The organism is Pseudomonas sp. CAU 1711 (assembly GCF_039888625.1).
Lineage (GTDB): Bacteria > Pseudomonadota > Gammaproteobacteria > Pseudomonadales > Pseudomonadaceae > Aquipseudomonas.
In genome coordinates this window covers 136,241-156,723 of sequence record NZ_JBDQQT010000012.1, presented here as the reverse complement: position 1 = coordinate 156,723, position 20,483 = coordinate 136,241, and the positions used below count along the sequence as shown (strand labels likewise).

Sequence of the window (20,483 nt, the reverse complement as noted above, 5' to 3'; positions counted from 1 at the left end):
GCCGTGCGCGACGGCTGTGCAGTGCAATCGACCACAACGACAAGCAGAGCCTGACATGACCCTCGACCCGCAACGCCTGCTGCGCGACCTGTTCGCCACCGCCATCGCCGCCGCCCACCCCGACCAGGTGCTGGCCGACCATCTGCCTACCGACCGCAGCGGCCGGGTCATCGTCATAGGCGCGGGCAAGGCCGCCGCGGCCATGGCCGCGGTGATCGAGCGTGAGTGGCAGGGCGAGGTCAGCGGCCTGGTGGTGACCCGCTACGAGCATGGCGCCGAGTGCAAGAAAATCGAGGTGGTCGAGGCCGCTCATCCGGTACCGGACGATGCCGGCGAGCGTGTCGCCCGCCGCGTGCTGGAGCTGGTCAGCAACCTCAGCGAGAGCGACCGGGTGATCTTCCTGCTGTCCGGCGGCGGCTCCTCCCTGCTGACCCTGCCGGCCGAAGGCATCTCGCTGGCCGACAAGCAGGCGATCAACAAGGCGCTGCTGCGCTCCGGCGCCACCATCGGCGAGATGAACTGCGTGCGCAAACACCTCTCGGCGATCAAGGGCGGCCGCCTGGCCAAGGCCTGCTGGCCGGCCAGCCTGTACACCTATGCGATTTCCGACGTGCCCGGCGACGAGGCCACGGTGATCGCCTCCGGCCCCACCGTCGGCGACCCGACCACCTCGGCCGAGGCCTTGGCGATCCTCGCCCGCTATTCCATCGACATTCCGGCCAATGTGCGCGCCTGGCTGCAGGACCCGCGCTCGGAAACGGTCAAGCCGGGCGACCCCTGCCTGTCGCGCAGCCACTTCCAGCTGATCGCCAGGCCGCAGCAGTCGCTCGACGCCGCCGCCGCGCGGGCCCGCGAGGCCGGCTTCGAGGCGCTGATCCTCGGCGACCTGGAAGGCGAATCGCGCGAAGTGGCCAAGGTGCATGCCGGCATCGCCCGCCAGGTGGTGCTGCACGGCCAGCCGATCAAGCCGCCCTGCGTGATCCTCTCCGGCGGCGAAACCACCGTCACCGTGCGCGGCAACGGCCGCGGCGGACGCAACGCCGAGTTCCTGCTCAGCCTCACCGAGAGCCTCAAGGGCCTGCCCGGCGTCTATGCCCTGGCCGGCGATACCGACGGCATCGACGGCTCGGAAGACAACGCCGGCGCCCTGATGACCCCGGACAGCCATGCCCGCGCAGCCCGCCTGGGCCTGTCGGCCGCCGACGAGCTGGCCAACAACAACGGCTACGGCTACTTCGCCGCCCTCGGGCAGCTGGTGGTCACCGGCCCGACCCGCACCAACGTCAACGATTTCCGCGCCATCCTCATCCTCGGGAGCAGCGAATGATGTACGCCGACAAAAAAGTGAAGATTCTCGCCACCCTCGGTCCGGCCATCGGAGGCGTGGACGACATCCGCGCCCTGGTGGAGGCCGGAGTCAACCTGTTCCGTCTCAACTTCAGCCACGGCGAGCACGCCGACCACGCCATGCGCCATGGCTGGGTGCGCGAGGTCGAGCGCCAGCTGGGCACGCCGCTGGGCGTGCTGATGGACCTGCAGGGGCCCAAGCTGCGGGTCGGCCGCTTCAAAGAGGGCAAGGTCCAGCTGGAACGCGGCCAGCGCCTGCGCCTGGACCTGGACCCCACGCCCGGCGACGGCAAGCGCGTGAACCTGCCGCATCCGGAGATCATCGAGGCGCTGGAGCCGGGCATGAACCTGCTGCTCGACGACGGCCGCCTGCGCCTGCGGGTGGTCGCCTGCGCGCACGACGCTATCGACACCGAGGTGCTGGTCGGCGGCGAGCTGTCCGACCGCAAGGGCGTCAACGTGCCGGAGGCGGTGCTGCAGCTTTCCCCGCTGACCGCCAAGGACCGTCGCGACCTGAGCTTCGGCCTGGAACTGGGAGTGGACTGGGTGGCGCTGTCGTTCGTCCAGCGCCCCGAGGACATAGTCGAGGCCCGCGGCCTGATCGGTAACAAGGCCGCGCTGCTGGCCAAGATCGAGAAACCCTCGGCGGTGCAGCACCTGGAAGAGATCGCCCGCCTGTGCGACGCCATCATGGTGGCGCGCGGCGACCTCGGCGTGGAAGTGCCGGCGGAGAACGTGCCGCGCATCCAGCGCGACATCGTGCGCACCTGCCGCCGTCTCGGTCGCCCGGTGGTGGTGGCCACACAGATGCTGGAATCCATGCGCTTCTCCCCGGCACCGACCCGCGCCGAGGTCACCGACGTGGCCAATGCCGTGGCCGAGGGCGCCGATGCGGTGATGCTGTCGGCCGAGACCGCCTCCGGCGACTATCCGCTGGAGACCGTGCAGATGATGAGCAAGATCATCCGCCAGGTGGAGAACGGCCCGGACTTTCAGAACCAGCTCGACGTGAACCGGCCGCAGGCCGAGGCCACCGCGAGCGACGCCATCAGCTGCGCCATCCGCCGCATCAGCGCCATCCTGCCGGTCGCCGCCCTGGTCAACTACAGCGAGTCCGGCGCCTCCAGCCTGCGCGCCTCGCGCGAGCGGCCCAAGGCGCCGATCCTCAGCCTCACTCCCAGCTTGCAGGTGGCGCGCCGCCTGAGCCTGGCCTGGGGCGTGTACTCGGTGGTCAAGGAGCGCCTGCAGGAGGTCGAGCAGGTCACCGGCACCGCCCTGGAGGCCGCGCGCGAGCAGGGCATGGCCAGCGGCGGCGACACCCTGGTGATCACCGCCGGCGTGCCGCTGGGCCAGCCCGGCAGCACCAACCTGCTGCGCATCGCCCAGCTCGACTGATGCCATGCGCCTGGCCGGCGGCTTCCGCGCCCTGCTCTGCGCCTTCGCGCAGATCTTCCTGCAGCAGCACCCGGGCTTCGGCCTGGCGCTGCTGCTGGCGCTGCTGATCGGCGCACCGGATCTTCTCGGCAACGCCCTGCTCGGCGCCCTCGCCGCCACCCTGGTGGCGCAGCGCCGGGGCTATGCCCAGGCCGACATAGACATCGGCCTGTACGGCTACAACGGTGCCCTGCTGGGGCTGCTGGTCGGCCTCAAGCTGGCCTGGACGCCGCTGCTGCCCTTGCTGGTCGTCACCCTCGCCGGGCTGTCCAGCCTGATGCTGCGTCCGTGGATGCGGGCCATGCGCGAACGCGCCTGGCTGCCGGCCTACACCCTGCCCTTCGTCCTGCTGGGCTGGGCCCTGCCCTGGCTGGCCGAGGGGCTGGCGCTGGCCCCGGCACCTGCCGCGCCGCAGGCGGCGCTGGCCGCGGGCAGCTGGCCGCTGTTCGCCGAGGCGACCCTGCGCGGCCTGGGCCAGGTGGTGTTCCTCGATCATCCGTTGGCCGGGCTGTGCCTGCTGGCCGGGCTCGCCCTGAGCGACCCACGCGCCGCCGTCTGGGCGCTGTGCGCCGCCGCCCTGCCCGCCGGCCTGGCCCTGCTGGCGCAGCAGCCCGCGCCGGCCGCCCTGGCCGGCCTGCATGGCTACAGCCCGGTGCTGGCCGCCATCGCCATGGCGCAGCTGCACCGCCGGCCCTGGGCGCCGCTGGCCGGGATACTGCTGTGCCTGGCGCTGCAGCCGGGCTTCGCCGCCCTCGGCCTGGTGCCGCTGACCATGCCCTTCATCCTCGCCTGCTGGCTGGTACTGGCCAGCGCCCGCCTGCTGCGCCGCGCCAGCGCCGACTGCACCCCCTTGCCAGGGCACGGCCGCACTCCCTAGGCTTGTACCCCCGCGCCTGGCGCGGCCGTTTCAGGTACAAGGACCCGGCAACATGGACAAGCCCGAGAGCTGGCGCGAGCGCCTCTATCTCATCATCTTTCACACCGACACTCCGGCCGGGCAGCGCTTCGACCGCTGGCTGCTGATAGCCATCCTGGCCAGCCTGGCAGTGGTGATGCTCGACAGCATCGACGAGTACCGGCGCGACTACGGCCTGTGGCTGAGCGGCCTGGAATGGGCCTTCACCGCGCTGTTCGCCCTCGAGTACGGGCTGCGCCTGTACTGCTCGCCCAAACGGCTGCGCTATGCCTTCAGTTTCTTCGGCCTGATCGACCTGCTGGCCATACTGCCGGCCTTTATCGGCCTGTTCTACGGCGATGCCCAATACCTGCTGGTGGTCCGCGCGCTGCGCCTGATCCGGGTGTTCCGCGTGCTCAAGCTGAGCCCCTACATGAAGCAGGCCAACTTCCTGCTCACCGCGCTGCGCGGCAGCCAGCAGAAGATCACCGTGTTCTTCGTCTGCATCGCCACCCTGGTCATGGTGTTCGGCGCGCTGATGTATGTGATCGAGGGGCCGCATAACGGCTTCACCAGCATTCCCAAGAGCATCTACTGGGCCATCGTCACCCTGACCACCGTCGGCTTCGGCGACGTGGTGCCCAAGACCCCGCTGGGCCAGACCGTCGCCTCGCTGGTGATGATCACCGGCTATTCGGTGATCGCCGTGCCCACCGGCATCTTCGGCGCCGAGCTGGCCAACGCCATGCGCGGCGGCGAACGCCAGCGGCATGCCTGCCCGAGCTGCGCCAAGCCCGAGCACGACCCGGCGGCGGCCTTCTGCGACCGCTGCGGCAACCCGCTGTACCCGCGCCAGGTCGCCGGCGATGCTTGAACCGTCACGCTGGCAGACGCTGTGGCGGCAGCTCGGCGGCGAGGCGCCGCCAGGCAGCTTCGACGAACTGCGCAGCGCCTACTCCGGCCCCGAGCGGCACTACCACGGCGTGCGGCATATCGAGGCCTGCCTGGCGCATTTCGACCGCTGGCGGCACCTGGCCGAGCATGCGCCCCTGGTGGAACTGGCGCTATGGACCCACGACCTGGTCTACGACACCCACCGCCAGGACAACGAAGCGGCGAGTGCGCGACGCGCCTGCCAGTGGCTCGGCGAAGCGGGCCTGGACGAGCACCGGACCGCGCTGCAGGAGCTGATCCTCGCCACCTGCCATCAGCAGGAGCCGCAAGGGGCCGACGCGGCGCTGGTGGTGGATATCGACCTGTCGATCCTGGCCAGCGACGCGGTGGTTTACTCGGCCTACGAGGCGGCGATACGCGCCGAATACGCCTGGGTACCGGAGCCGCTGTTCCGCGCCGGGCGCGCCAAGCTGCTGCGCCAACTGCTGGCCATGCCGGCGCTGTATCACCAGGCGCCGCTGGCCGAGCGTTGGGAAGAGCCCGCGCGGCGTAACCTGCAGGCGGCGCTGACGACGCTGGAGAGTCAGTCGGCGTAGGTGCGTCCGAGTCCGGCCGGCACGCCGCTGCGTTCGGTGGGCTGCCAAGGGCCCTGCGGCGAACTGGCCCAGTTCCAGCCACGGTCCCAGCGGTAGTAGACGCGCTCGCGGTAGTACAGCTTGCCGGCGCCCTGGATCACATACACGCCCAGCGCGGGGTCCCAGTAGGCGTTGCCGCCGGGTGGTGGCGCGTAGCGCGGATGGCTCTGCTGGCGCGCGGGCTCGCCGCCCTTGGGCGTGACGCCCGGCTGCAGGGCGCAGCCGCTCAGGGCGAGCAGCAGGGCCAGGGAAAGACATGCCTTGTTCATTGTGCGTGCTCCGGGCTGTCGATCAGCAATTGCTGGGGTTCGCGGGTGCTGCTGGCGATCGGCCGGCCACGGCCGACCCACTCGCCCTGAGTGGCCACGCCGCTGCGCGAGACGCGCGCCACCAGCTGGATCTCGGCGAAGCTGGACAGCTTGAGCTGCTCCATCATCGCGTCCCTGTCGCTCAACTCGACCTGCGCCGGCAGGTCGGCCACGCTCAGGCGCTTGACCGCCAGCGGCATGGGCGGACCCTCGGCGGCGCGGGCGAAGACGAACACCGCATCGCCCGGCTGCACCTTGGCCTTGATCTCGGGCGCCAGATCGACGCTGACGCGGATCACCGCCATGGCCTTGTTCACCAGTTCCTCGGGGACCGCCTCGCCGGCGGCCCGCAGTTGCTCGCGGGCACGCTCGATGCCGAGCTGGATCGCGGCGCGCGACGGATCGTCCGCCGGCATCTGCGCCAGCAGGCGCTGCCAGTAGTCGACCGCGGCGGCGAAGCGCTGGTCCTCGAAGGCGGCGATGCCGAGCAGGCCGAGGCTGGTCACCTCGCCCGGGTCGCCCGCCAGGGCCTCGTCGGTCAGCGCCTGCAGCTGCTCGCTCCAACGCTTGCCGGCGGCGAAGTACAGGGCCTGGGCCAGCTGGCCGAGCAGCTCGGGCTGACGCCCGGCGATGCGCACCACCTGCTCGAAGGCCTTGGCCGCCTCGTCCGGACGGCCCTCGCCCATATGGATGCGGCCGAGGAAGTACCAGGCCTCGGCGGAGTCCGGGTTGTCCTGCACCGCTTGCTGCAGGCGCGCGGTCATCTGGCCGATGCTCGGCCGCTCCTGCATGGCGCTCAGGGTCTGGCTGGCGCCCCAGTGCCAGTACAGGCCGAAGGCCAGGCCCGGCACGGCCAGGGCGATCAGCAGCGGCAGCGCCTTGCCCAGGCGCTGGCCACGGCCGTTGCCGGCGCCCTCGGTGTCGGCCAGCAGTTCGCGCCCGGCCTCGGCCTGGCCGGCGTCGAACTGCTCGGCGGTCAAGGTGCCGGCCTCGCGCTGCGCGCTGAGCTCGGCCAGGCGCTCCTGGTACAGGGCGACGTTGAGGGCGGTGCGGTCTTCCTCGGCCTGGGCGCGTCGGCCGCGCAATACGGGAATCAGCAGAAAAGCCGTGCCGGCCAGCAGCAGCAGGCCGAGGGCGAGCCAGAATTCGGTCATTGGTCTTCCCGGTTGTGTTTCAGCAGAGCGTCCAGGCGCTCACGTTCGGCGGCGCTCAGGGCGACCTGTTCGGGGGCCGCCTCGACCTTGCGCCGGCGCAGCACCAGTACGGCGAGCACCAGGGCGCCCAGGCCCAGCAGGGCGAAGGGCCCGTACCAGAGCAGCCAGGTGCGGCTGTCCAGCGGCGGCTTGTACATCACGAAATCGCCGTAGCGCATGACCAGGAAATCGACGATCTCCTTGTCGCTGCGTCCCTCCTCCAGCATGCGGAAGATCTCGCGGCGCAGGTCGGTGGCGATCGGCGCGTTGGAGTCGGCGATATTCTGGTTCTGGCACTTGGGGCAGCGCAGTTCCTCGGTGAGGCTGCGAAAGCGCTCGCGCTCGACCTCGTCCCTGAACTGGTAGGTGTCGATGGCGGCGCGGGCCATGCCGATCAAACTGAGGCCCAGCAGGCAGGCGAGCAGCAGGCGCTTCACGGCTTGTCCTCCAGCAGTGCCTGGTAACGCGGCGCCAGTTCCTCGCGCCATACGCGCTCGTCGATGGCACCGACGTACTTGTGGCGGATGATGCCCTGGGCATCGATCAGGAAGGTCTCGGGCGCGCCGTACACGCCGAGGTTGATGCCCAGCGAGCCCTGCGGATCGGCGACGTTGACCTGGTAGGGGTCGAGGTAGTCCTTCAGCCACTTGCGCGCGGCCTCGCCGTCGTCCTTGTAGTTGACCCCGTGGATCACCACGCCGGCCTCGGCCAGGCGGTTGAGCATCTGGTGCTCGGCCTTGCAGGTCGGGCACCAGGTGGCCCAGACGTTGACCAGCGCCGGGCCCTTGAGGTCCTTCTCGCTGACCAGGCGCTGCTCGTCCTTCAGGTCCGGCAGGCTGAAGGACGGCAGCGGCTTGTCGATCAGCGCCGAGGGCAGTTCCTGCGGGTTGAGGAACAGGCCGCGGTAGAGGAACGCCGCCATGCCGAGGAACAGCGCCAGCGGCACCAGCAGAATCAGTCTTTTCATGCGGCGGCTTCCTTGAGACCGAGAACGTCGCGCACGCGGGTGCGCACCTTGACCCGGTAGCGCGGGTCGAAGGCCGCCAGCAGACCGCCGAGGCCCATCATCAGGCCGCCGAGCCAGATCCAGCGCACGTAGGGCTTGATATGCACGCGCACGGCCCAGGCGCCGTTCTCCAGCGGCTCGCCGAGGGCGACATAGAGGTCGCGGGTGAAGCCGGCGTCGATGCCGGCCTCGGTCATCGGCATCTGCTGCACGGTGTACAGGCGCTTCTCCGGGTGCAGCACGGCGACTTCCTCGCCGTCCTGCAGCACGCGCACGGTGCCCTTATCCGAAGTGAAGTTGGGCCCCTCGAAGTGCGTGGCGCCCTCGAAGACGAACAGATAACCACCCAGCTCCAGCGACTCGCCCGGCGCCAGGCGCAGGTCGCGCTCGGCGCTGCCCTGACTGACCAGCACCACGCCGATGGCGCAGGTGGCGATGCCCAGGTGCGCCAGCTGCATGCCCCAGTAGCTGGAAGACAGGCCGCGTATGCCCTGCAGCAGGCCCCTGTGGCGGCACTTGTCGAGCAGGTCGCGCACGCCCGCCAGCAGCACCCAGAAGGCCAGCAGGAATACCGCCAGCACGCTCCAGTGGAAGTCGCCGAATACCCAGCTGGCGAGGAAGCCCAGTACCACCGCGCCGATCAGCACCGGGGTGAGCATGCCGCGCAGCCACTTGACCGGGGTGTCCTTCCAGCGCACCAGCACGCCGACCGCCAGCACCAGCATCAGCAGCGCCATCAGCGGCACGAACAGGGCATTGAAGTAAGGCGGGCCGACCGACAGCTTGGCGCCGGAGAGGGCGTCCAGCACCAGCGGGTAGAGGGTGCCGAGCAGGATCATCGAGGCCGCCACCACCAGCACCAGGTTGTTGACCAGCAGCAGGGTCTCGCGCGACCACAGGGCGAAGCCGACCTGGCTCTTGACCACCGGCGCGCGCAGGGCGAACAGCGCCAGCGAGCCGCCGACCACGATCAGCAGGAACACCAGGATGAACACGCCGCGTTCCGGGTCGTTGGCGAAGGCATGCACCGAGGTGAGTACGCCGGAGCGCACGAGGAAGGTGCCGAGCAGGCTGAGGGAAAAGGCGGCGATGGCCAGCAGCACGGTCCAGCTTTTGAACACGCCGCGTTTCTCGGTCACCGCCAGCGAGTGGATCAGCGCGGTGCCGACCAGCCAGGGCATGAAGGAGGCATTCTCCACCGGGTCCCAGAACCACCAGCCGCCCCAGCCCAGTTCGTAGTAGGCCCACCAGGAGCCGAGGGCGATGCCGGTGCCGAGAAAAGACCAGGCGACTATGGTCCAGGGCCGCGACCAGCGCGCCCAGGCGGCGTCCAGCTTGCCGCCGAGCAGCGCGGCGATGGCGAAGGCGAAAGCCACGGAGAAGCCGACGTAGCCCATGTACAGCATCGGCGGATGGACGATCAGGCCGAAGTCCTGCAACAGCGGGTTGAGGTCGCGACCGTCCACCGGGCTGTTCGGCAGCAGGCGCTCGAAGGGGTTGCTGGTGACGATCAGAAACAGCAGGAAGCCGACGCTGATCATGCCCATCACCGCCAGCACGCGGGCCAGCATCACCTCCGGCAGCTGGCGCGAGAAGATCGCTACGGCGAAGGTCCAGCCACCGAGGATCAAGGCCCACAGCAGCAGCGAGCCCTCGTGGGCGCCCCACACGGCGCTGAACTTGTAGTACCAGGGCAGCGCGCTGTTGGAGTTGCTGGCCACGTAGGCCACGGAGAAGTCGTCGACCATGAAGGCCCAGGTCAGACAGGCGAAGGCGAACGCCAGCATGGCGAACTGGCCCCAGGCCGCGGGCACGGCCAGGCCCATCCACAGGCGGTCGCCGCGCCAGGCGCCGATCAGCGGCAGGGTCGCCTGGACCACCGCCAGGCACAGGGCGAGGATCAGGGCCAGATGGCCCAGTTCGGGGATCATCAGCGCGGCGCTCATGGCTTGGCCTCGTCGCCGCTGGGCAGCTTGCCGCTCTCCTTGAGCGCCTTGGTCACTTCCGGCGGCATGTAGTTCTCGTCGTGCTTGGCCAGCACCTCGTCGGCGATCAGCACGCCGTCGGCGCCCAGCTTGCCGAGGGCGACTATGCCCTGCTCCTCGCGGAACAGGTCCGGCAGGATGCCGCGGTAGCGGATGGTCACGCTCTCGGCGAAGTCGGTGACCATGAACTCGACGTCCAGCGAGTCGGCGGAGCGCTTCACCGAGCCCTTGGCCACCATGCCGCCGGCGCGGATGCGGGTGTCCTGGGGCGCTTCGCCTTTGGCGATCTGGGTCGGGGTGTAGAACAGGTTGATGTTCTCCTGCAGCGCCGACAGGGCCAGGGCCACGGCGGCGGAGACACCGACCAGGATGGCCAGAACGATATACAGGCGTTTCTTGCGGACCGCATTCACTGTTGCTTCTCCCGGCGCAGACGGCGCGCCTCGTCTTGCAGGTAACGCCGGCGCGCCAGGATCGGCAGCACGACGTTGAGGGCCAACACCGTCAGGCCGATGCCATAGGCCGACCACACGTAGACGCCATGGCTGCCCATGGCGAGGAAATCGCCGAAGGACGCAAAGCTCATGCCCTGCCCTCCACCAGTCGCGTCACTTCGGCGCGTACCCAACTGCTGCGCGCCTCGCGCCTGAGCACCTCGGTACGCATGCGGTAGAGCAGCACGGCGCCGAGGAAGCAGTAGAAGCCCAGTACGCAGAGCAGCAGCGGCAGCCACATTTCCATGCTCATGCTGGCCTTGCCGGTGACCTTGAAGGTGGCCGGCTGGTGCAGGGTGTTCCACCACTCCACCGACTTCTGGATGATCGGAATGTTCACCGCGCCGACCAGCGCCAGCACGGCGCAGGCCTTGGCCGCGCTGTCGCGGTTGCCGATGGCGTTGCCTAGGGCGATGACGCCGAAGTAGAGGAACAGCAGGATCAGCATCGAGGTCAGGCGCGCGTCCCACACCCAGTAGGTGCCCCAGGTCGGCTTGCCCCAGATGGCGCCGGTGGCCAGCGCCAGGAAGCACAGCCAGGCGCCGATGGGTGCGGCCTGCTGCAGGGCGACGTCGGCCAGCTTCATCTTCCACACCAGCCCGACCAGGCCGGCCACCGCCATCAGCAGGTAGCAGGACTGAGCGAGGAAGGCCGCCGGCACATGGATGTAGATGATCCGGTAGCTATTGCCCTGATACTTCTCCGGCGGCGCGAAGGCCAGCCCCCAGACGATGCCGACGGCGAGCAGCACGGCGGCCGCGGCGACCAGCCAGGGCAGCCAGCGGCCGCTGCGCTCGTAGAACCACTTGGGCGAACCCCATTGGTGAAACCAGGTCCAGTTCATCGCTCAACTCATCACTCACGTAGCCCGGAGACACTCCGGGGTGCGGCGGTCACCGCTCGTTCTTATTCGCCGACGCTGATCTTCAGTCCGGCGCCAATGGCAAAGGGTGTCAGGGTGACCGCCAGGGCGGTCAGGCTGGCCAGCCACAGCAGGTGGCCGGTCGCCGGCAGTCCTTGCAGGGCCGCCTGTAGCGCCCCGCTGCCGAGAATCAGCACCGGGATATACAGCGGCAGAATCAGCAGCGCCAGCAACAGGCCGCCGCGTTTGAGGCCGACGGTCAGCGCCGCGCCGACCGCGCCGAGCAGGCTCAGGATCGGCGTGCCCAGCAGCAGCGAGCCGAGCAGTACCGGCAGGCAGCGGCCCGGCAGGCCGAGCATCAGCGCCAGCAGCGGCGCCAGCAGCACCAGGGCCAGGCCGGAGAACAGCCAGTGTGCCAGCACCTTGGCCAGCACCAGAAGGGGCAGCGGGTGCGACGAAAGGACCCACTGTTCCAGCGAGCCGTCCTCGAAATCGCTGCGGAACAGCCCGTCCAGCGAGAGCAGCACGGCGAGCAGCGCCGCCACCCAGATCAGGCCGGGCGACAGGGTCTGCAGCAGCTTGGTCTCGGGGCCGACCGCCAGCGGAAACAGGGCGATGACGATGGCGAAGAACACCAGCGGGTTGGCCAGCTCCGCCGGGCGGCGGAACAGCAGGCGCGACTCGCGGGCCAACAGCAGGAGGAAGACGCTGTTCATGCGGCGCGCTGCCCCAGGTCGAGCACGCGGTATCCCGAGGGCGTCTGCTGCAGGCTGTGGTGAGTGGTCAGCACCACCAGGCCGCCGCGCTCGCAGTGCGCCGCCAGGTGCGCCTCCAGCTGGGCCACGCCCTGCTTGTCGAGGGCGGTGAAGGGCTCGTCGAGAATCCACAGCGGCGGCGCGTCGAGATACAGCCGGGCCAGCGCCACGCGGCGCTGCTGGCCGGCGGACAGGGTGTGGCAGGGCACATCCTCGAAGCCGCGCAGTCCCACCGCCTCCAGCGCCCCCCAGATCGCCTCGCGCTCGGCCGGTTGATGCAGGGCGCAGAGCCAGGCCAGGTTCTCCTCGGCGGTGAGCAGGCCCTTGATGCCGGCGGCATGGCCGATCCACAGCAGGCTGCGGCCCAGTTCGCCATGCTGCCTGGCCAACGGCTTGCCGCCCAGCAGCACTTCGCCGGCGGTCGGCTGCATCAGCCCGGCGAGCAGGCGCAGCAGGCTGGTCTTGCCACTGCCGTTGGGCCCGGCCACCTGCAGCAGGGTGCCGCCGCCGAGGTCCAGGTCGAGTCCCTCGAACAACAGACGCCAGTCCCGCTCACAGGCGAGGGCAACGGCTTGGAGTCGTGGGCTGGTCACTGCATGGCATCCCGGAGGGGTTCAAGTCGGAGGGGGGCCGGCCGCTATACTGAGAATCCGTTTAGGATCCTGTGCAGAGCAAGTTGACCATAGAGCCAGCCCGAACGGGGCGGCATTATACATGCCGGGCTTCGGCCTCCGAAGCCGGCTTTTTGACAGGGTGTAACCCGGCCATGGCAGAAATAGGCAGTTCTCGCCCGCTTCCCGCAGCATCGACGATCATACGCCCGGCCCAGCTCGGCGCCGCCGAACTGGCGGTGAAGCTGCTGCAACCGCTGGAGGGCCTGCTGGCGGCCGGCGAAACCGCCAAGGCGGAGGTGCTGGCGGCCAAGGAGACCGCGCAGAGCTTCCAGCTGCTGCTCAAGCTGACCCTGAACAGCGGCAAGCAGACCACGCTCGAGGCCAGCAGCCCGCGCCCGTTGGCCCAGGGCACCACGCTGGCCGTCACCGCCCTCTCCGAGACCCGTCTGGCCCTGGCCCTGCAGGGCGGCGATACGCGCCTGCTGACCAGCCTGGACCTGGACCAGCTGCCGGTCGGCACCCTGCTGCAGGGCAAGGTCGAGGCGCGCGAACAGATCGCCCAGCTCAAGGCCCAGCAGACCCTGTTCCGGGCGGTGGTCAATCTGCTCAACACGCCGCTGGCCGGCAGCAAGCTCAGCATCGAGACCCCCCTGCCCCTGCCCATCGGCAGCCTGCTCACCGCCCAGGTTCAGGGCAGCCAGAGCCTCACTTTCCTGCCGCTGAGCGGGCGCCTTGACCAGCTGGTGCTGGGCCAGCAACTGGCCACCCAGCAGGCGCGCCAGGGCTCCCTGGAGGGGCTGTTCAAGGGCTTGCAGAGCATCGCCGGCCAGGCCGATCTGCCCGACGGGCTGCGCAGCAGCATCGACAAGCTGCTCGGCCTGCTGCCGGACGCCAAGCAGCTGAGCAGCCCCGAGGGTCTGGCCAAGGCCCTGCAGCAGAGCGGTGTCTTTCTCGAGGCCAAGCTGCTCGGCGGTCAGCCCCAGCAGTTGCCGCAGGATCTCAAGGCCAACCTGTTGCGCCTGGTCGCCCAACTGCTGCCCAACCTGCCGGGAGCCGCGCCGCTGCCCGCCGCCAGCGCCGGCAGTGCCCTGGCCCAGGCCCTGCCCGCCTTCGTCCGCAACGCCCTGGGCGCGCTCGGCCAGAGCGGCCTGCGTCAACAGGCCATGAGCTTCCCCTTGCCCGCGCGCCTGCTGCAGTCCATGGACCAGGAGGCCGACCTGGAAATCCTGCTCAAGCTGGCCGCGGCCGCGGTGTCGCGCCTGCAGACCCATCAGCTGTCCAGCCTGGCGCAGACCCAAGTGACGGCGGAAGGCAACCTGCTGACCACCTGGCAGCTGGAGCTGCCGATGCGCAACCAGCAGGAGGTGCTGCCGTTGCAGGTCAAGCTGCAGCACGAGGAGCAGAACGCCGGCAAGTCCGAGCAGAAGGAGAGCCTGTGGCGCATCGAGCTGGCCTTCGACCTCGACCCGCTGGGCCCGCTGCAGGTGCAGGCACAGCTGCTGCGCGGCAGCCTGTCCAGCCAGCTGTGGGCCGAACGCGCCGACACCGTGCAACTGATCGACCAGGAACTGGACAACCTGCGTCAGCGCCTGCTCGGCGCCGGCCTCGAAGTGGGCGAACTGAGCTGTCGCCAGGGGCTGCCGCCACGCGGCCCGCGCACGCAGCTGGAACAGCGCTGGGTGGACGAAACCGCATGAAGAAGCCCCCACGCCAGGCCATCGCCCTCGCCTACGACGGCAACAACGCCCCCAACCTGACCGCCAAGGGCGATGACGAACTGGCCGAGGCCATACTGGCCATCGCCCGCGAGTACGAGGTGCCGATCTACGAGAACGCCGAACTGGTGCGCCTGCTGGCACGCCTGGAACTGGGCGATGCCATCCCCGAGCCGCTGTATCGCACCATCGCCGAGATCATCGCCTTCGCCTGGTACCTCAAGGACAAGCGCCCGAAGGGCTTCGTCGAGGAGCCGGCGGAGCGCGACATCACTCCACAGCGGGACTCGCCTGCCCGGCCGCCGTTGGCTGCGCCCCGAGAATGATGGCGAACAGCTCGCCCTCCGCCCCCTTGCCCTGCGGGAAGTCCAGGAGCTGCCAGGCGAAGTAGCCGGAACGGAAGTAGTAGACCTGCTGGAAGCCCCAGCTGACGGCGCGCCGCGCGGCCTCTGCGCCATGCGGACAGACCTCGCTGTCGCAGTACAGCACCATCGGCATGCCGCGCGGCCAGTTCGACCCCGCCAGATCGCCGAAGCGGCTGTCCAACTCCAGATGCAGGGCACCGTGCACATGGCCCCAGCTCCATTCGCGATCCGGACGCACATCGATGAACAGCACACCGAACTCGTAGAGCTGGCGCGCCTGCACGGCATTGACCGTGGTCGCGCCCTCGACCCGCAACGGCGCCTCGGCGGCTTCCAGTTGAGGCAAGACCAAGCACAACAGCAACAACAGTGCAAAACGCATGGTGGACCTCCTCGGGAAGTCAGCCCATGGGTTCAGCATAAGGCAGGCGGTGGGGCGCGCTTGGAACCATTGGTAGCGCGCAGGCGGGGGGTCAGAACCTAAGGAATTAAGCAGCCGCTCAGGAACGCTGCTGTTTCGCCTGGTGCAGGCGGCTGACCAGCTCGGCCTCGGCCTGGGTCAGACCGCAGGAGTGAGTCAGGTCGTCGACGCTGGCGCCCATGCCCACCAGGCGCGCGGCCTGGGTGAAGGACAGGCTGGAGGGGTCGCGCTGCTCCATCTGGCTGACCTTGTCGGGCAGTGGCGCGACCACCCGGCGCAGCTCGTGCAACTCCTCGCCCATGCGAATGCTGCCGGTGAGGTAGGCATCCAGACGCTTGGCCAGGTCCTTCAGACGCTGATCGCGGAAGGCGTCGCGCTCCTTCTGCAACTCGGCCTGCTGGCGCAGCTTCAGCGCCAGCTGATAGCAGACGCCGGCGAGCAGCAGACAGAACAGGGCGAGCACGGCCACCGCGATCTCCAGCATGGATCAGATGCTCTCCAGATCGGACCACTCTTCCTCGGTCATCATCTTGTCCAGCTCGACCAGGATAAGCAGCTCGCCGTTCTTGTTGCACACGCCCTGGATGAACTTGGCCGACTCCTCGTTGCCCACGTTCGGCGCGGTCTCCACCTCGGACTGGCGCAGATAGACCACTTCGGCGACGCTGTCGACCAGGATGCCGACCACCTGCTTGTCCGCCTCGATGATGACGATGCGGGTGTTGTCGGTGACCGGCGCCGGCGACAGGCCGAAGCGCTGGCGGGTATCGATCACGGTGACCACGTTGCCACGCAGGTTGATGATGCCCAGCACATAACCCGGCGCGCCCGGAACCGGGGCGATCTCGGTGTAGCGCAGGACTTCCTGCACCTGCATCACGTTGATGCCGTAGGTCTCGTTATCCAGACGAAAGGTCACCCACTGCAGAATAGGATCCTCGGAACCTTGCGCTGACGATTTCTTCATGTCCCTAGCCTCGGTCTAGTGCCGCCTGGGCGGCGTTCGCGGGTGAGCCCGCTTGTCGTTAACTATAGAGCCCTCGCCGCCTCAGTGCGGGCGAACTGCTCCGTTGCGCGTGGCGCCGCTGGCGATCAGCTCGGCCAGGGCCGAGACATCGAGCAGCGCGCACATGTGTTCGATCACCGTGCCGGCCAGCCAGGGCCGCTGCGAGCGCTGGCTGCGCCACTTGATCTCGCTGGGCTGCAGGCGGATCGAGCGGCTGACCTGATGCACGGCCAGCCCCCACTCGTAACCCTGCACGGAGATCACGTACTGCAGGCCTTCGCGGAAGTCGTCGCGGTAGCGCTCGGGCATCACCCAGCGCGCGGTGTCCAGCACCTTCAGGTTGCCGGCCTGGCAGGGCAGCAAGCCGAGAAACCAGTCCGGCTGGCCGAACAGCGGCGTCAGCTCGGCGTCGGCCAGCGGGTAGATCGAGCCCAGGCACACCAGCGGCACCGCCAGGGTCAGCCCGGCCACGTCGAACAGCAGGCACTCGAAGGACTCCTCGGCCCACTCCGGACGCGCTTCCGGGCTCGGCGCGGCGTCTGGCGCCCGCGGCGGCTCGGCCTGTACGACGAGCTCGGGCTCGGCCGGCACCTCGACCTCCGGCAGCACTTCCGGCAGGCGCAATTCGATGGTCGGCAGCACCTGCGGCTTGGCTTCGGCCAGGGCCAGCGGCCTGGCCAGCACCGGCTTGGGCTCCTCCCGGCGGGCGTCGCGCACCTGTTCCTCGAGCACCGCGGCCTCGAACTCGTCGAGTCCGACAGTCTCTTCCAGTTCGGCAGCCGCCTCCTGCAACAGGGCATCCAGGTAGGACTGCAGGGCCTGTTGCGAGCGGGTGACGGGGGCGGTTCGACTCATAGGGTGTTCCATAGGAAGTGCCTGTACAGCCTATCGGCAGGCCTTGGCGATGACTTGAACCTGTTCATGCAGCATAGCCTCCCCCTCAGGCTACCTGAGCGGCCGGCTGCACGGCCAGCAGATGCTTGAGCAAGGCGCGATAGGCGATTACCCCACGGCTGTTGCCATCGAATTGCGAAGGGGTCTGCCCCGCGCGGCTGGCATCGCGCAGACGGGTATCCACCGGGATGTAGGCCTGCCACAGGTGCTCCGGATAGGAGTTGCGCAGCACCCGCAGGGTATTGAGCGAGGCCTGAGTACGCCGGTCGAACAGGGTCGGCACTATGGTGTAGGGCAAGGCCTGCTTGCGGGAGCGGTTGACCATGTTCAGGGTGCTGACCATGCGCTCCAGGCCCTTCACCGCGAGGAACTCGGTCTGTACCGGGATCACCAGTTGCTGGCTGGCGGCCAGGGCATTGACCATCAGCACGCCGAGCAGCGGCGGGCTGTCGATGATGGCGTGGTCGAATTCGTCCCACAGCTGCGCCAGACTTTTGGCGATGACCAGGCCGAGACCGCTCTGCCCCGGCGACTGCCGCTCCAGGGTGGCCAGCGCGGTGCTGGACGGCAGCAGGGAGATACGCTCGTGGCTGGTCGGCAGCAGCAGGCTGGTCGGCAGCCCGCGCGGCACGTTGCCCTGGTGCAGGAACAGGTCGTAGTTGCTGTGTTCCAGGCTGTCCGGATCGTGGCCGAAATAACTGCTCATCGATCCATGCGGGTCGAGGTCGACCACCACCACGCGCTTGCCGGCATCGGCCAGCAAGCCGGCCAAGGCGATGGAACTGGTGGTCTTGCCGACCCCGCCCTTTTGATTGGCTACTGCCCAGACTTTCATCGTCATCGTCCTCCCGGTGCGGTCACGGCCTTACCGAGAACTGAGTGGCGCCTCATGGCGCAGGCGTCGAATTATTGGCGCCGTCTGTGGCCGGCGCCGCTGTCGATGCGGCTGGTGCAGGTTGCGTGCCAGCCCGCCGCAGGGTCTCATCGGCCTGCGCATTGGCGCTGCCCACACCGCTGATACTGCGCCGAACATCCAGATTGCGCGAGATCACCAGCACCACGCGGCGATTGCGCGAGCGTCCCTCGGCCGTGGCATTGTCCGCCACCGGCTGGAACTCGCCATAGCCCACCGCCGCCATGCGCCCGGGGCTGACCCCATCCATGGCCAGCATCCGCACTATGCTGGCGGCCCGCGCCGCGGACAGCTCCCAGTTGCTGGGGAACTGGGCGGTGTTGATCGGCAGGTTGTCGGTGAAGCCTTCGACGTGAATCGGATTCTCGTAGGGGGCGAGAATCTTCGCCACCTTCTCGACCAGGGTGAAGGCCATCTCGTTGGGCACCGCGTCGCCGCTGGGAAACAGCAGGCTGGAGTTCAGCTCGATCTCCACCCACAGCTCGTTGCCGCGCACGGTCAGCTGCTCGGCGGCGATCAGGTCGCCGAAGGCGTCACGCATGCTGCTGGCGATCTGCTGCAGCGGATCGCTGGGCTCGGCGCTGGAGTTGTTATCGGGGTTGTCCTCGATCATCGAGCGGTCGGGCTCGGTGGTACGCGGCTTCTCCTCGCCGATGGGAATCGGCTTGATCGCCCGCTCCGGCTCGCTAAACACGCCGACCAGGCTCTGCGAGAGCACCTTGTACTTGCCCTCGTTGACCGAGGAGATGGAGTACATCACCACGAAGAAGGCGAACAGCAGGGTGATGAAGTCCGCGTAGGACACCAGCCAGCGTTCATGATTCTCATGCTCTTCGTGATTGCGCCGACGAGCCATGGCATCAATCCATGAAGCCCTGCAGCTTCAGCTCGATGGAACGCGGATTCTCGCCCTCGGCGATGGACAGGATGCCTTCCAGGAGCATCTCGCGATAGCGCGACTGGCGCGCGGCGATGGCCTTGAGCTTGTTGCCGATGGGCAACAGCAACAGGTTGGCGAAAGCCACGCCGTAGATGGTGGCGACGAAGGCCACGGCGATGCCGCTGCCCAACTTGCTGGGGTCGGCCAGATTGCCCATCACGTGGATCAGCCCCATCACCGCGCCGATGATGCCGATGGTCGGCGCGTAGCCGCCCATGCTCTCGTAGACCTTGGCCGCCTGGATATCGCGCGCCTCCTGGGTGTAGAGGTCGACCTCGAGGATGCTGCGAATGGCCTCCGGCTCGGCGCCGTCCACCAGCAGTTGCAAGCCCTTGCGCGCATAGGGGTCGGACTCGGTGTCGGCCACCGGTTCCAGGCCCAGCAGGCCTTCCTTGCGCGCGGTCATGCTCCAGCCGACCACGTGGGTGATGCCACTGGCCAGGTCGATGCGTGGGGGGAAGAGGATCCAGCGCAGTATCGCCAGGGCCCGCTTGAACACGGTCACCGGCGCCTGGATGAAGGCCGCCCCCAGGGTGCCGCCGATCACGATCAGCGCCGCCGGACCATTGATCAGCGCGCCGGCGTGCCCTCCCTCCAGGTAGTTGCCGCCGATGATGGCGACGAAGGCCAGGATCACGCCAGCGAGGCTGAGTACATCCATCAGACGCAGGCCTCGGCCAGGTGCCGACCGATCTCGTCGAGCCCATATACGGCATCGGCCAGATTGGCCTTCACCACGGCCATCGGCATGCCATAGATCACGCAACTGGCCTCGTCCTGGGCCCACACCTGGCTGCCGCCCTGCTTGAGCAGGCGCGCGCCCTCGCGGCCGTCGGCGCCCATGCCGGTGAGCACCACAGCCAGCACCTTGTCGCCGTACGACTTGGCCGCCGAGCCGAAGGTGATGTCGACGCAGGGCTTGTAGTTCAGGCGCTCGTCGCCGGGCAGTATCTTCACCGCGCCGCGCCCGTCGACCATCATCTGCTTGCCGCCGGGCGCCAGCAGGGCCAGGCCGGGGCGCAGCAGATCACCGTCCTCGGCCTCCTTGACGGTAATCCGGCACAGCTTGTCCAGGCGCTCGGCGAAGGCCTTGGTGAAGGCCGCCGGCATATGCTGGATCAGCACTATGGGTGCAGGAAAATTGGCCGGCAGCTGGGTCAACACCCGCTGCAACGCCACCGGCCCACCGGTGGAGGTGCCGATGGCCACCAACCGGTAGGCCTTACGCTTTGGGGCGCCACCACTGGCGGCGGGCGCCGGGCTCGGACGAGCGACCGGCGCCGGAGCGGCGCTGCGCGCTGGCGTCGAGCTGGCGGCCGGTGCGCTGGACGCCGCCGGGCTGGGCGCCGCCGGACTGAAGGTGCTGTAGCGCCTGTTGCTGCGGGCGATGGTGTGGACCTTCTCGCACAGCAGCGCCTTGACCTTCTCGGGGTTGCGCGAGATGTCCTCGAAGTTCTTCGGCAGGTAATCCACCGCGCCGGCGTCCAGCGCGTCCAGGGTGACGCGGGCGCCCTCGTGGGTCAGCGAGGAGAACATCAGCACCGGGGTCGGACAGCGCTGCATGATGTTCCGCACCGCCGTGATGCCGTCCATCATCGGCATCTCGTAGTCCATGGTGATCACGTCCGGCTTCAGCGCCAGGGCCTGATCGATGGCCTCACGGCCGTTGGTGGCGGTTCCCACCACTTTGATCTCGGGATCGGAAGAGAGGATTTCCGAGACCCGGCGGCGGAAGAAGCCGGAATCATCCACCACCAGGACCTTGACTGCCATAAACACTCCAGAGCGACCGGACATGCCGGCCGCG

General features: G+C 68.7%; 25 protein-coding genes. 7 read left to right on the top strand and 18 right to left on the bottom strand.

Features of this window, described 5'->3' with window-relative positions; all coding sequences use genetic code 11:
• The first annotated feature begins 55 nt into the window (after positions 1-55).
• The 5 genes from AAFN46_RS15130 to AAFN46_RS15110 are packed head-to-tail and all read left to right on the top strand — an operon-like array spanning position 56 to position 5,166.
• The gene (locus AAFN46_RS15130) at positions 56-1,327 is read left to right on the top strand and encodes a glycerate kinase (protein WP_347809515.1); all 1,272 of its coding nucleotides are present in this window, start codon (positions 56-58) and stop codon (positions 1,325-1,327) included.
• Entirely contained in the window at positions 1,327-2,742 is a 1,416-nt protein-coding gene (gene pyk, locus AAFN46_RS15125; RefSeq protein ID WP_347809542.1) for a pyruvate kinase, read from the top strand. Before AAFN46_RS15130 ends, pyk begins: the two co-directional genes overlap by 1 nt.
• A gap of 4 nt (positions 2,743-2,746) precedes the next feature.
• A complete protein-coding gene (locus tag AAFN46_RS15120) occupies positions 2,747-3,658 on the top strand; it encodes an urea transporter (RefSeq protein WP_347809514.1) in 912 nt (303 codons plus the stop codon).
• A 52-nt stretch (positions 3,659-3,710) separates the two neighbouring features.
• On the top strand, positions 3,711-4,550 hold the full coding sequence (locus AAFN46_RS15115) for an ion transporter (RefSeq protein WP_347809513.1): 840 nt from the start codon (positions 3,711-3,713) through the stop codon (positions 4,548-4,550).
• Positions 4,543-5,166, top strand: coding sequence for a hypothetical protein (locus tag AAFN46_RS15110; protein WP_347809512.1), 624 nt, complete (start codon positions 4,543-4,545; stop codon positions 5,164-5,166). Before AAFN46_RS15115 ends, AAFN46_RS15110 begins: the two co-directional genes overlap by 8 nt.
• On the opposite strand, the gene AAFN46_RS15105 is transcribed toward AAFN46_RS15110, so the two are convergent.
• The 10 genes from AAFN46_RS15105 to ccmA form a co-directional block, all read right to left on the bottom strand.
• On the bottom strand, positions 5,154-5,474 hold the full coding sequence (locus AAFN46_RS15105) for a hypothetical protein (protein WP_347809511.1): 321 nt from the start codon (positions 5,472-5,474) through the stop codon (positions 5,154-5,156). The genes AAFN46_RS15110 and AAFN46_RS15105 overlap by 13 nt on opposite strands.
• The gene (gene ccmI, locus AAFN46_RS15100; RefSeq protein WP_347809510.1) at positions 5,471-6,667 is read right to left on the bottom strand and encodes a c-type cytochrome biogenesis protein CcmI; all 1,197 of its coding nucleotides are present in this window, start codon (positions 6,665-6,667) and stop codon (positions 5,471-5,473) included. The genes AAFN46_RS15105 and ccmI overlap by 4 nt, the downstream gene beginning before the upstream one ends.
• The gene (locus AAFN46_RS15095) at positions 6,664-7,143 is read right to left on the bottom strand and encodes a cytochrome c-type biogenesis protein (RefSeq protein WP_347809509.1); all 480 of its coding nucleotides are present in this window, start codon (positions 7,141-7,143) and stop codon (positions 6,664-6,666) included. The genes ccmI and AAFN46_RS15095 overlap by 4 nt, the downstream gene beginning before the upstream one ends.
• Positions 7,140-7,673, bottom strand: a complete 534-nt coding sequence (locus AAFN46_RS15090) for a DsbE family thiol:disulfide interchange protein (RefSeq protein WP_347809508.1) — start codon at positions 7,671-7,673, stop codon at positions 7,140-7,142. The genes AAFN46_RS15095 and AAFN46_RS15090 overlap by 4 nt, the downstream gene beginning before the upstream one ends.
• Positions 7,670-9,643: a heme lyase CcmF/NrfE family subunit gene (locus AAFN46_RS15085; protein ID WP_347809541.1), complete on the bottom strand. Its 1,974-nt coding sequence runs from the start codon at positions 9,641-9,643 to the stop codon at positions 7,670-7,672. The genes AAFN46_RS15090 and AAFN46_RS15085 overlap by 4 nt, the downstream gene beginning before the upstream one ends.
• Before the next feature lie 11 nt (positions 9,644-9,654).
• Positions 9,655-10,110, bottom strand: coding sequence for a cytochrome c maturation protein CcmE (gene ccmE, locus AAFN46_RS15080; protein WP_347809507.1), 456 nt, complete (start codon positions 10,108-10,110; stop codon positions 9,655-9,657).
• Positions 10,107-10,283: a heme exporter protein CcmD gene (gene ccmD / locus AAFN46_RS15075; protein ID WP_347809506.1), complete on the bottom strand. Its 177-nt coding sequence runs from the start codon at positions 10,281-10,283 to the stop codon at positions 10,107-10,109. Before ccmD ends, ccmE begins: the two co-directional genes overlap by 4 nt.
• Positions 10,280-11,035, bottom strand: a complete 756-nt coding sequence (locus tag AAFN46_RS15070) for a heme ABC transporter permease (protein ID WP_347809505.1) — start codon at positions 11,033-11,035, stop codon at positions 10,280-10,282. The genes ccmD and AAFN46_RS15070 overlap by 4 nt, the downstream gene beginning before the upstream one ends.
• 62 nt (positions 11,036-11,097) lie before the next feature.
• Positions 11,098-11,769, bottom strand: coding sequence for a heme exporter protein CcmB (gene ccmB / locus AAFN46_RS15065; protein ID WP_347809504.1), 672 nt, complete (start codon positions 11,767-11,769; stop codon positions 11,098-11,100).
• On the bottom strand, positions 11,766-12,401 hold the full coding sequence (ccmA, locus tag AAFN46_RS15060; RefSeq protein WP_347809503.1) for a cytochrome c biogenesis heme-transporting ATPase CcmA: 636 nt from the start codon (positions 12,399-12,401) through the stop codon (positions 11,766-11,768). The genes ccmB and ccmA overlap by 4 nt, the downstream gene beginning before the upstream one ends.
• 173 nt (positions 12,402-12,574) lie before the next feature.
• Between ccmA and AAFN46_RS15055 the strand changes: the two genes are divergently transcribed.
• On the top strand, positions 12,575-14,119 hold the full coding sequence (locus AAFN46_RS15055) for a flagellar hook-length control protein FliK (protein WP_347809502.1): 1,545 nt from the start codon (positions 12,575-12,577) through the stop codon (positions 14,117-14,119).
• Positions 14,116-14,463, top strand: a complete 348-nt coding sequence (locus AAFN46_RS15050; protein ID WP_347809501.1) for an EscU/YscU/HrcU family type III secretion system export apparatus switch protein — start codon at positions 14,116-14,118, stop codon at positions 14,461-14,463. Before AAFN46_RS15055 ends, AAFN46_RS15050 begins: the two co-directional genes overlap by 4 nt.
• Here AAFN46_RS15050 and AAFN46_RS15045 read toward each other — a convergent pair.
• From AAFN46_RS15045 to AAFN46_RS15010, 8 genes are all read right to left on the bottom strand, one after another.
• Complete coding sequence (locus tag AAFN46_RS15045) at positions 14,408-14,884, bottom strand: rhodanese-like domain-containing protein (protein ID WP_347809500.1); 477 nt, start codon at positions 14,882-14,884, stop codon at positions 14,408-14,410. The genes AAFN46_RS15050 and AAFN46_RS15045 overlap by 56 nt on opposite strands.
• Before the next feature lie 118 nt (positions 14,885-15,002).
• Entirely contained in the window at positions 15,003-15,407 is a 405-nt protein-coding gene (locus AAFN46_RS15040; RefSeq protein WP_347809499.1) for a DUF2802 domain-containing protein, read from the bottom strand.
• Positions 15,408-15,410: 3 nt separating this feature from the next.
• Positions 15,411-15,890 (bottom strand): chemotaxis protein CheW, encoded by a 480-nt coding sequence (locus tag AAFN46_RS15035; protein WP_347809498.1) that lies wholly within the window; start codon positions 15,888-15,890, stop codon positions 15,411-15,413.
• 81 nt (positions 15,891-15,971) lie between these two features.
• A complete protein-coding gene (locus AAFN46_RS15030; RefSeq protein ID WP_347809497.1) occupies positions 15,972-16,784 on the bottom strand; it encodes a chemotaxis protein CheW in 813 nt (270 codons plus the stop codon).
• Between the two features lie 85 nt (positions 16,785-16,869).
• Positions 16,870-17,658: a ParA family protein gene (locus tag AAFN46_RS15025; RefSeq protein WP_347809496.1), complete on the bottom strand. Its 789-nt coding sequence runs from the start codon at positions 17,656-17,658 to the stop codon at positions 16,870-16,872.
• A 52-nt stretch (positions 17,659-17,710) separates the two neighbouring features.
• Positions 17,711-18,592, bottom strand: coding sequence for a flagellar motor protein MotD (gene motD, locus AAFN46_RS15020; protein ID WP_347809495.1), 882 nt, complete (start codon positions 18,590-18,592; stop codon positions 17,711-17,713).
• Positions 18,593-18,596: 4 nt separating this feature from the next.
• Positions 18,597-19,337 carry a flagellar motor protein gene (locus tag AAFN46_RS15015; RefSeq protein WP_347809494.1) on the bottom strand — a complete coding sequence of 247 codons (741 nt, stop codon included), beginning with the start codon at positions 19,335-19,337 and terminating at the stop codon, positions 18,597-18,599.
• Positions 19,337-20,449, bottom strand: coding sequence for a chemotaxis response regulator protein-glutamate methylesterase (locus tag AAFN46_RS15010; protein ID WP_347809493.1), 1,113 nt, complete (start codon positions 20,447-20,449; stop codon positions 19,337-19,339). Before AAFN46_RS15010 ends, AAFN46_RS15015 begins: the two co-directional genes overlap by 1 nt.
• Between the last annotated feature and the right edge of the window lie 34 nt (positions 20,450-20,483).

What these genes read in the sequence shown, in the direction of transcription:
- pyk (WP_347809542.1), top strand. Translation starts at nt 1,327, where the DNA reads ATGTACGCCGACAAAAAAGTGAAGATTCTCGCCACCCTCGGTCCGGCC.
- AAFN46_RS15040 (WP_347809499.1), bottom strand. Translation starts at nt 15,407, where the DNA reads ATGCTGGAGATCGCGGTGGCCGTGCTCGCCCTGTTCTGTCTGCTGCTC.
- AAFN46_RS15045 (WP_347809500.1), bottom strand. Translation starts at nt 14,884, where the DNA reads ATGCGTTTTGCACTGTTGTTGCTGTTGTGCTTGGTCTTGCCTCAACTG.
- AAFN46_RS15030 (WP_347809497.1), bottom strand. Translation starts at nt 16,784, where the DNA reads ATGAGTCGAACCGCCCCCGTCACCCGCTCGCAACAGGCCCTGCAGTCC.
- motD (WP_347809495.1), bottom strand. Translation starts at nt 18,592, where the DNA reads ATGGCTCGTCGGCGCAATCACGAAGAGCATGAGAATCATGAACGCTGG.
- AAFN46_RS15070 (WP_347809505.1), bottom strand. Translation starts at nt 11,035, where the DNA reads ATGAACTGGACCTGGTTTCACCAATGGGGTTCGCCCAAGTGGTTCTAC.
- AAFN46_RS15110 (WP_347809512.1), top strand. Translation starts at nt 4,543, where the DNA reads ATGCTTGAACCGTCACGCTGGCAGACGCTGTGGCGGCAGCTCGGCGGC.
- ccmD (WP_347809506.1), bottom strand. Translation starts at nt 10,283, where the DNA reads ATGAGCTTTGCGTCCTTCGGCGATTTCCTCGCCATGGGCAGCCATGGC.
- AAFN46_RS15055 (WP_347809502.1), top strand. Translation starts at nt 12,575, where the DNA reads ATGGCAGAAATAGGCAGTTCTCGCCCGCTTCCCGCAGCATCGACGATC.
- AAFN46_RS15085 (WP_347809541.1), bottom strand. Translation starts at nt 9,643, where the DNA reads ATGATCCCCGAACTGGGCCATCTGGCCCTGATCCTCGCCCTGTGCCTG.
- AAFN46_RS15120 (WP_347809514.1), top strand. Translation starts at nt 2,747, where the DNA reads ATGCGCCTGGCCGGCGGCTTCCGCGCCCTGCTCTGCGCCTTCGCGCAG.
- AAFN46_RS15010 (WP_347809493.1), bottom strand. Translation starts at nt 20,449, where the DNA reads ATGGCAGTCAAGGTCCTGGTGGTGGATGATTCCGGCTTCTTCCGCCGC.
- AAFN46_RS15050 (WP_347809501.1), top strand. Translation starts at nt 14,116, where the DNA reads ATGAAGAAGCCCCCACGCCAGGCCATCGCCCTCGCCTACGACGGCAAC.
- AAFN46_RS15025 (WP_347809496.1), bottom strand. Translation starts at nt 17,658, where the DNA reads ATGAAAGTCTGGGCAGTAGCCAATCAAAAGGGCGGGGTCGGCAAGACC.
- ccmI (WP_347809510.1), bottom strand. Translation starts at nt 6,667, where the DNA reads ATGACCGAATTCTGGCTCGCCCTCGGCCTGCTGCTGCTGGCCGGCACG.
- AAFN46_RS15090 (WP_347809508.1), bottom strand. Translation starts at nt 7,673, where the DNA reads ATGAAAAGACTGATTCTGCTGGTGCCGCTGGCGCTGTTCCTCGGCATG.
- AAFN46_RS15015 (WP_347809494.1), bottom strand. Translation starts at nt 19,337, where the DNA reads ATGGATGTACTCAGCCTCGCTGGCGTGATCCTGGCCTTCGTCGCCATC.
- ccmB (WP_347809504.1), bottom strand. Translation starts at nt 11,769, where the DNA reads ATGAACAGCGTCTTCCTCCTGCTGTTGGCCCGCGAGTCGCGCCTGCTG.
- AAFN46_RS15035 (WP_347809498.1), bottom strand. Translation starts at nt 15,890, where the DNA reads ATGAAGAAATCGTCAGCGCAAGGTTCCGAGGATCCTATTCTGCAGTGG.
- AAFN46_RS15115 (WP_347809513.1), top strand. Translation starts at nt 3,711, where the DNA reads ATGGACAAGCCCGAGAGCTGGCGCGAGCGCCTCTATCTCATCATCTTT.
- AAFN46_RS15105 (WP_347809511.1), bottom strand. Translation starts at nt 5,474, where the DNA reads ATGAACAAGGCATGTCTTTCCCTGGCCCTGCTGCTCGCCCTGAGCGGC.
- AAFN46_RS15130 (WP_347809515.1), top strand. Translation starts at nt 56, where the DNA reads ATGACCCTCGACCCGCAACGCCTGCTGCGCGACCTGTTCGCCACCGCC.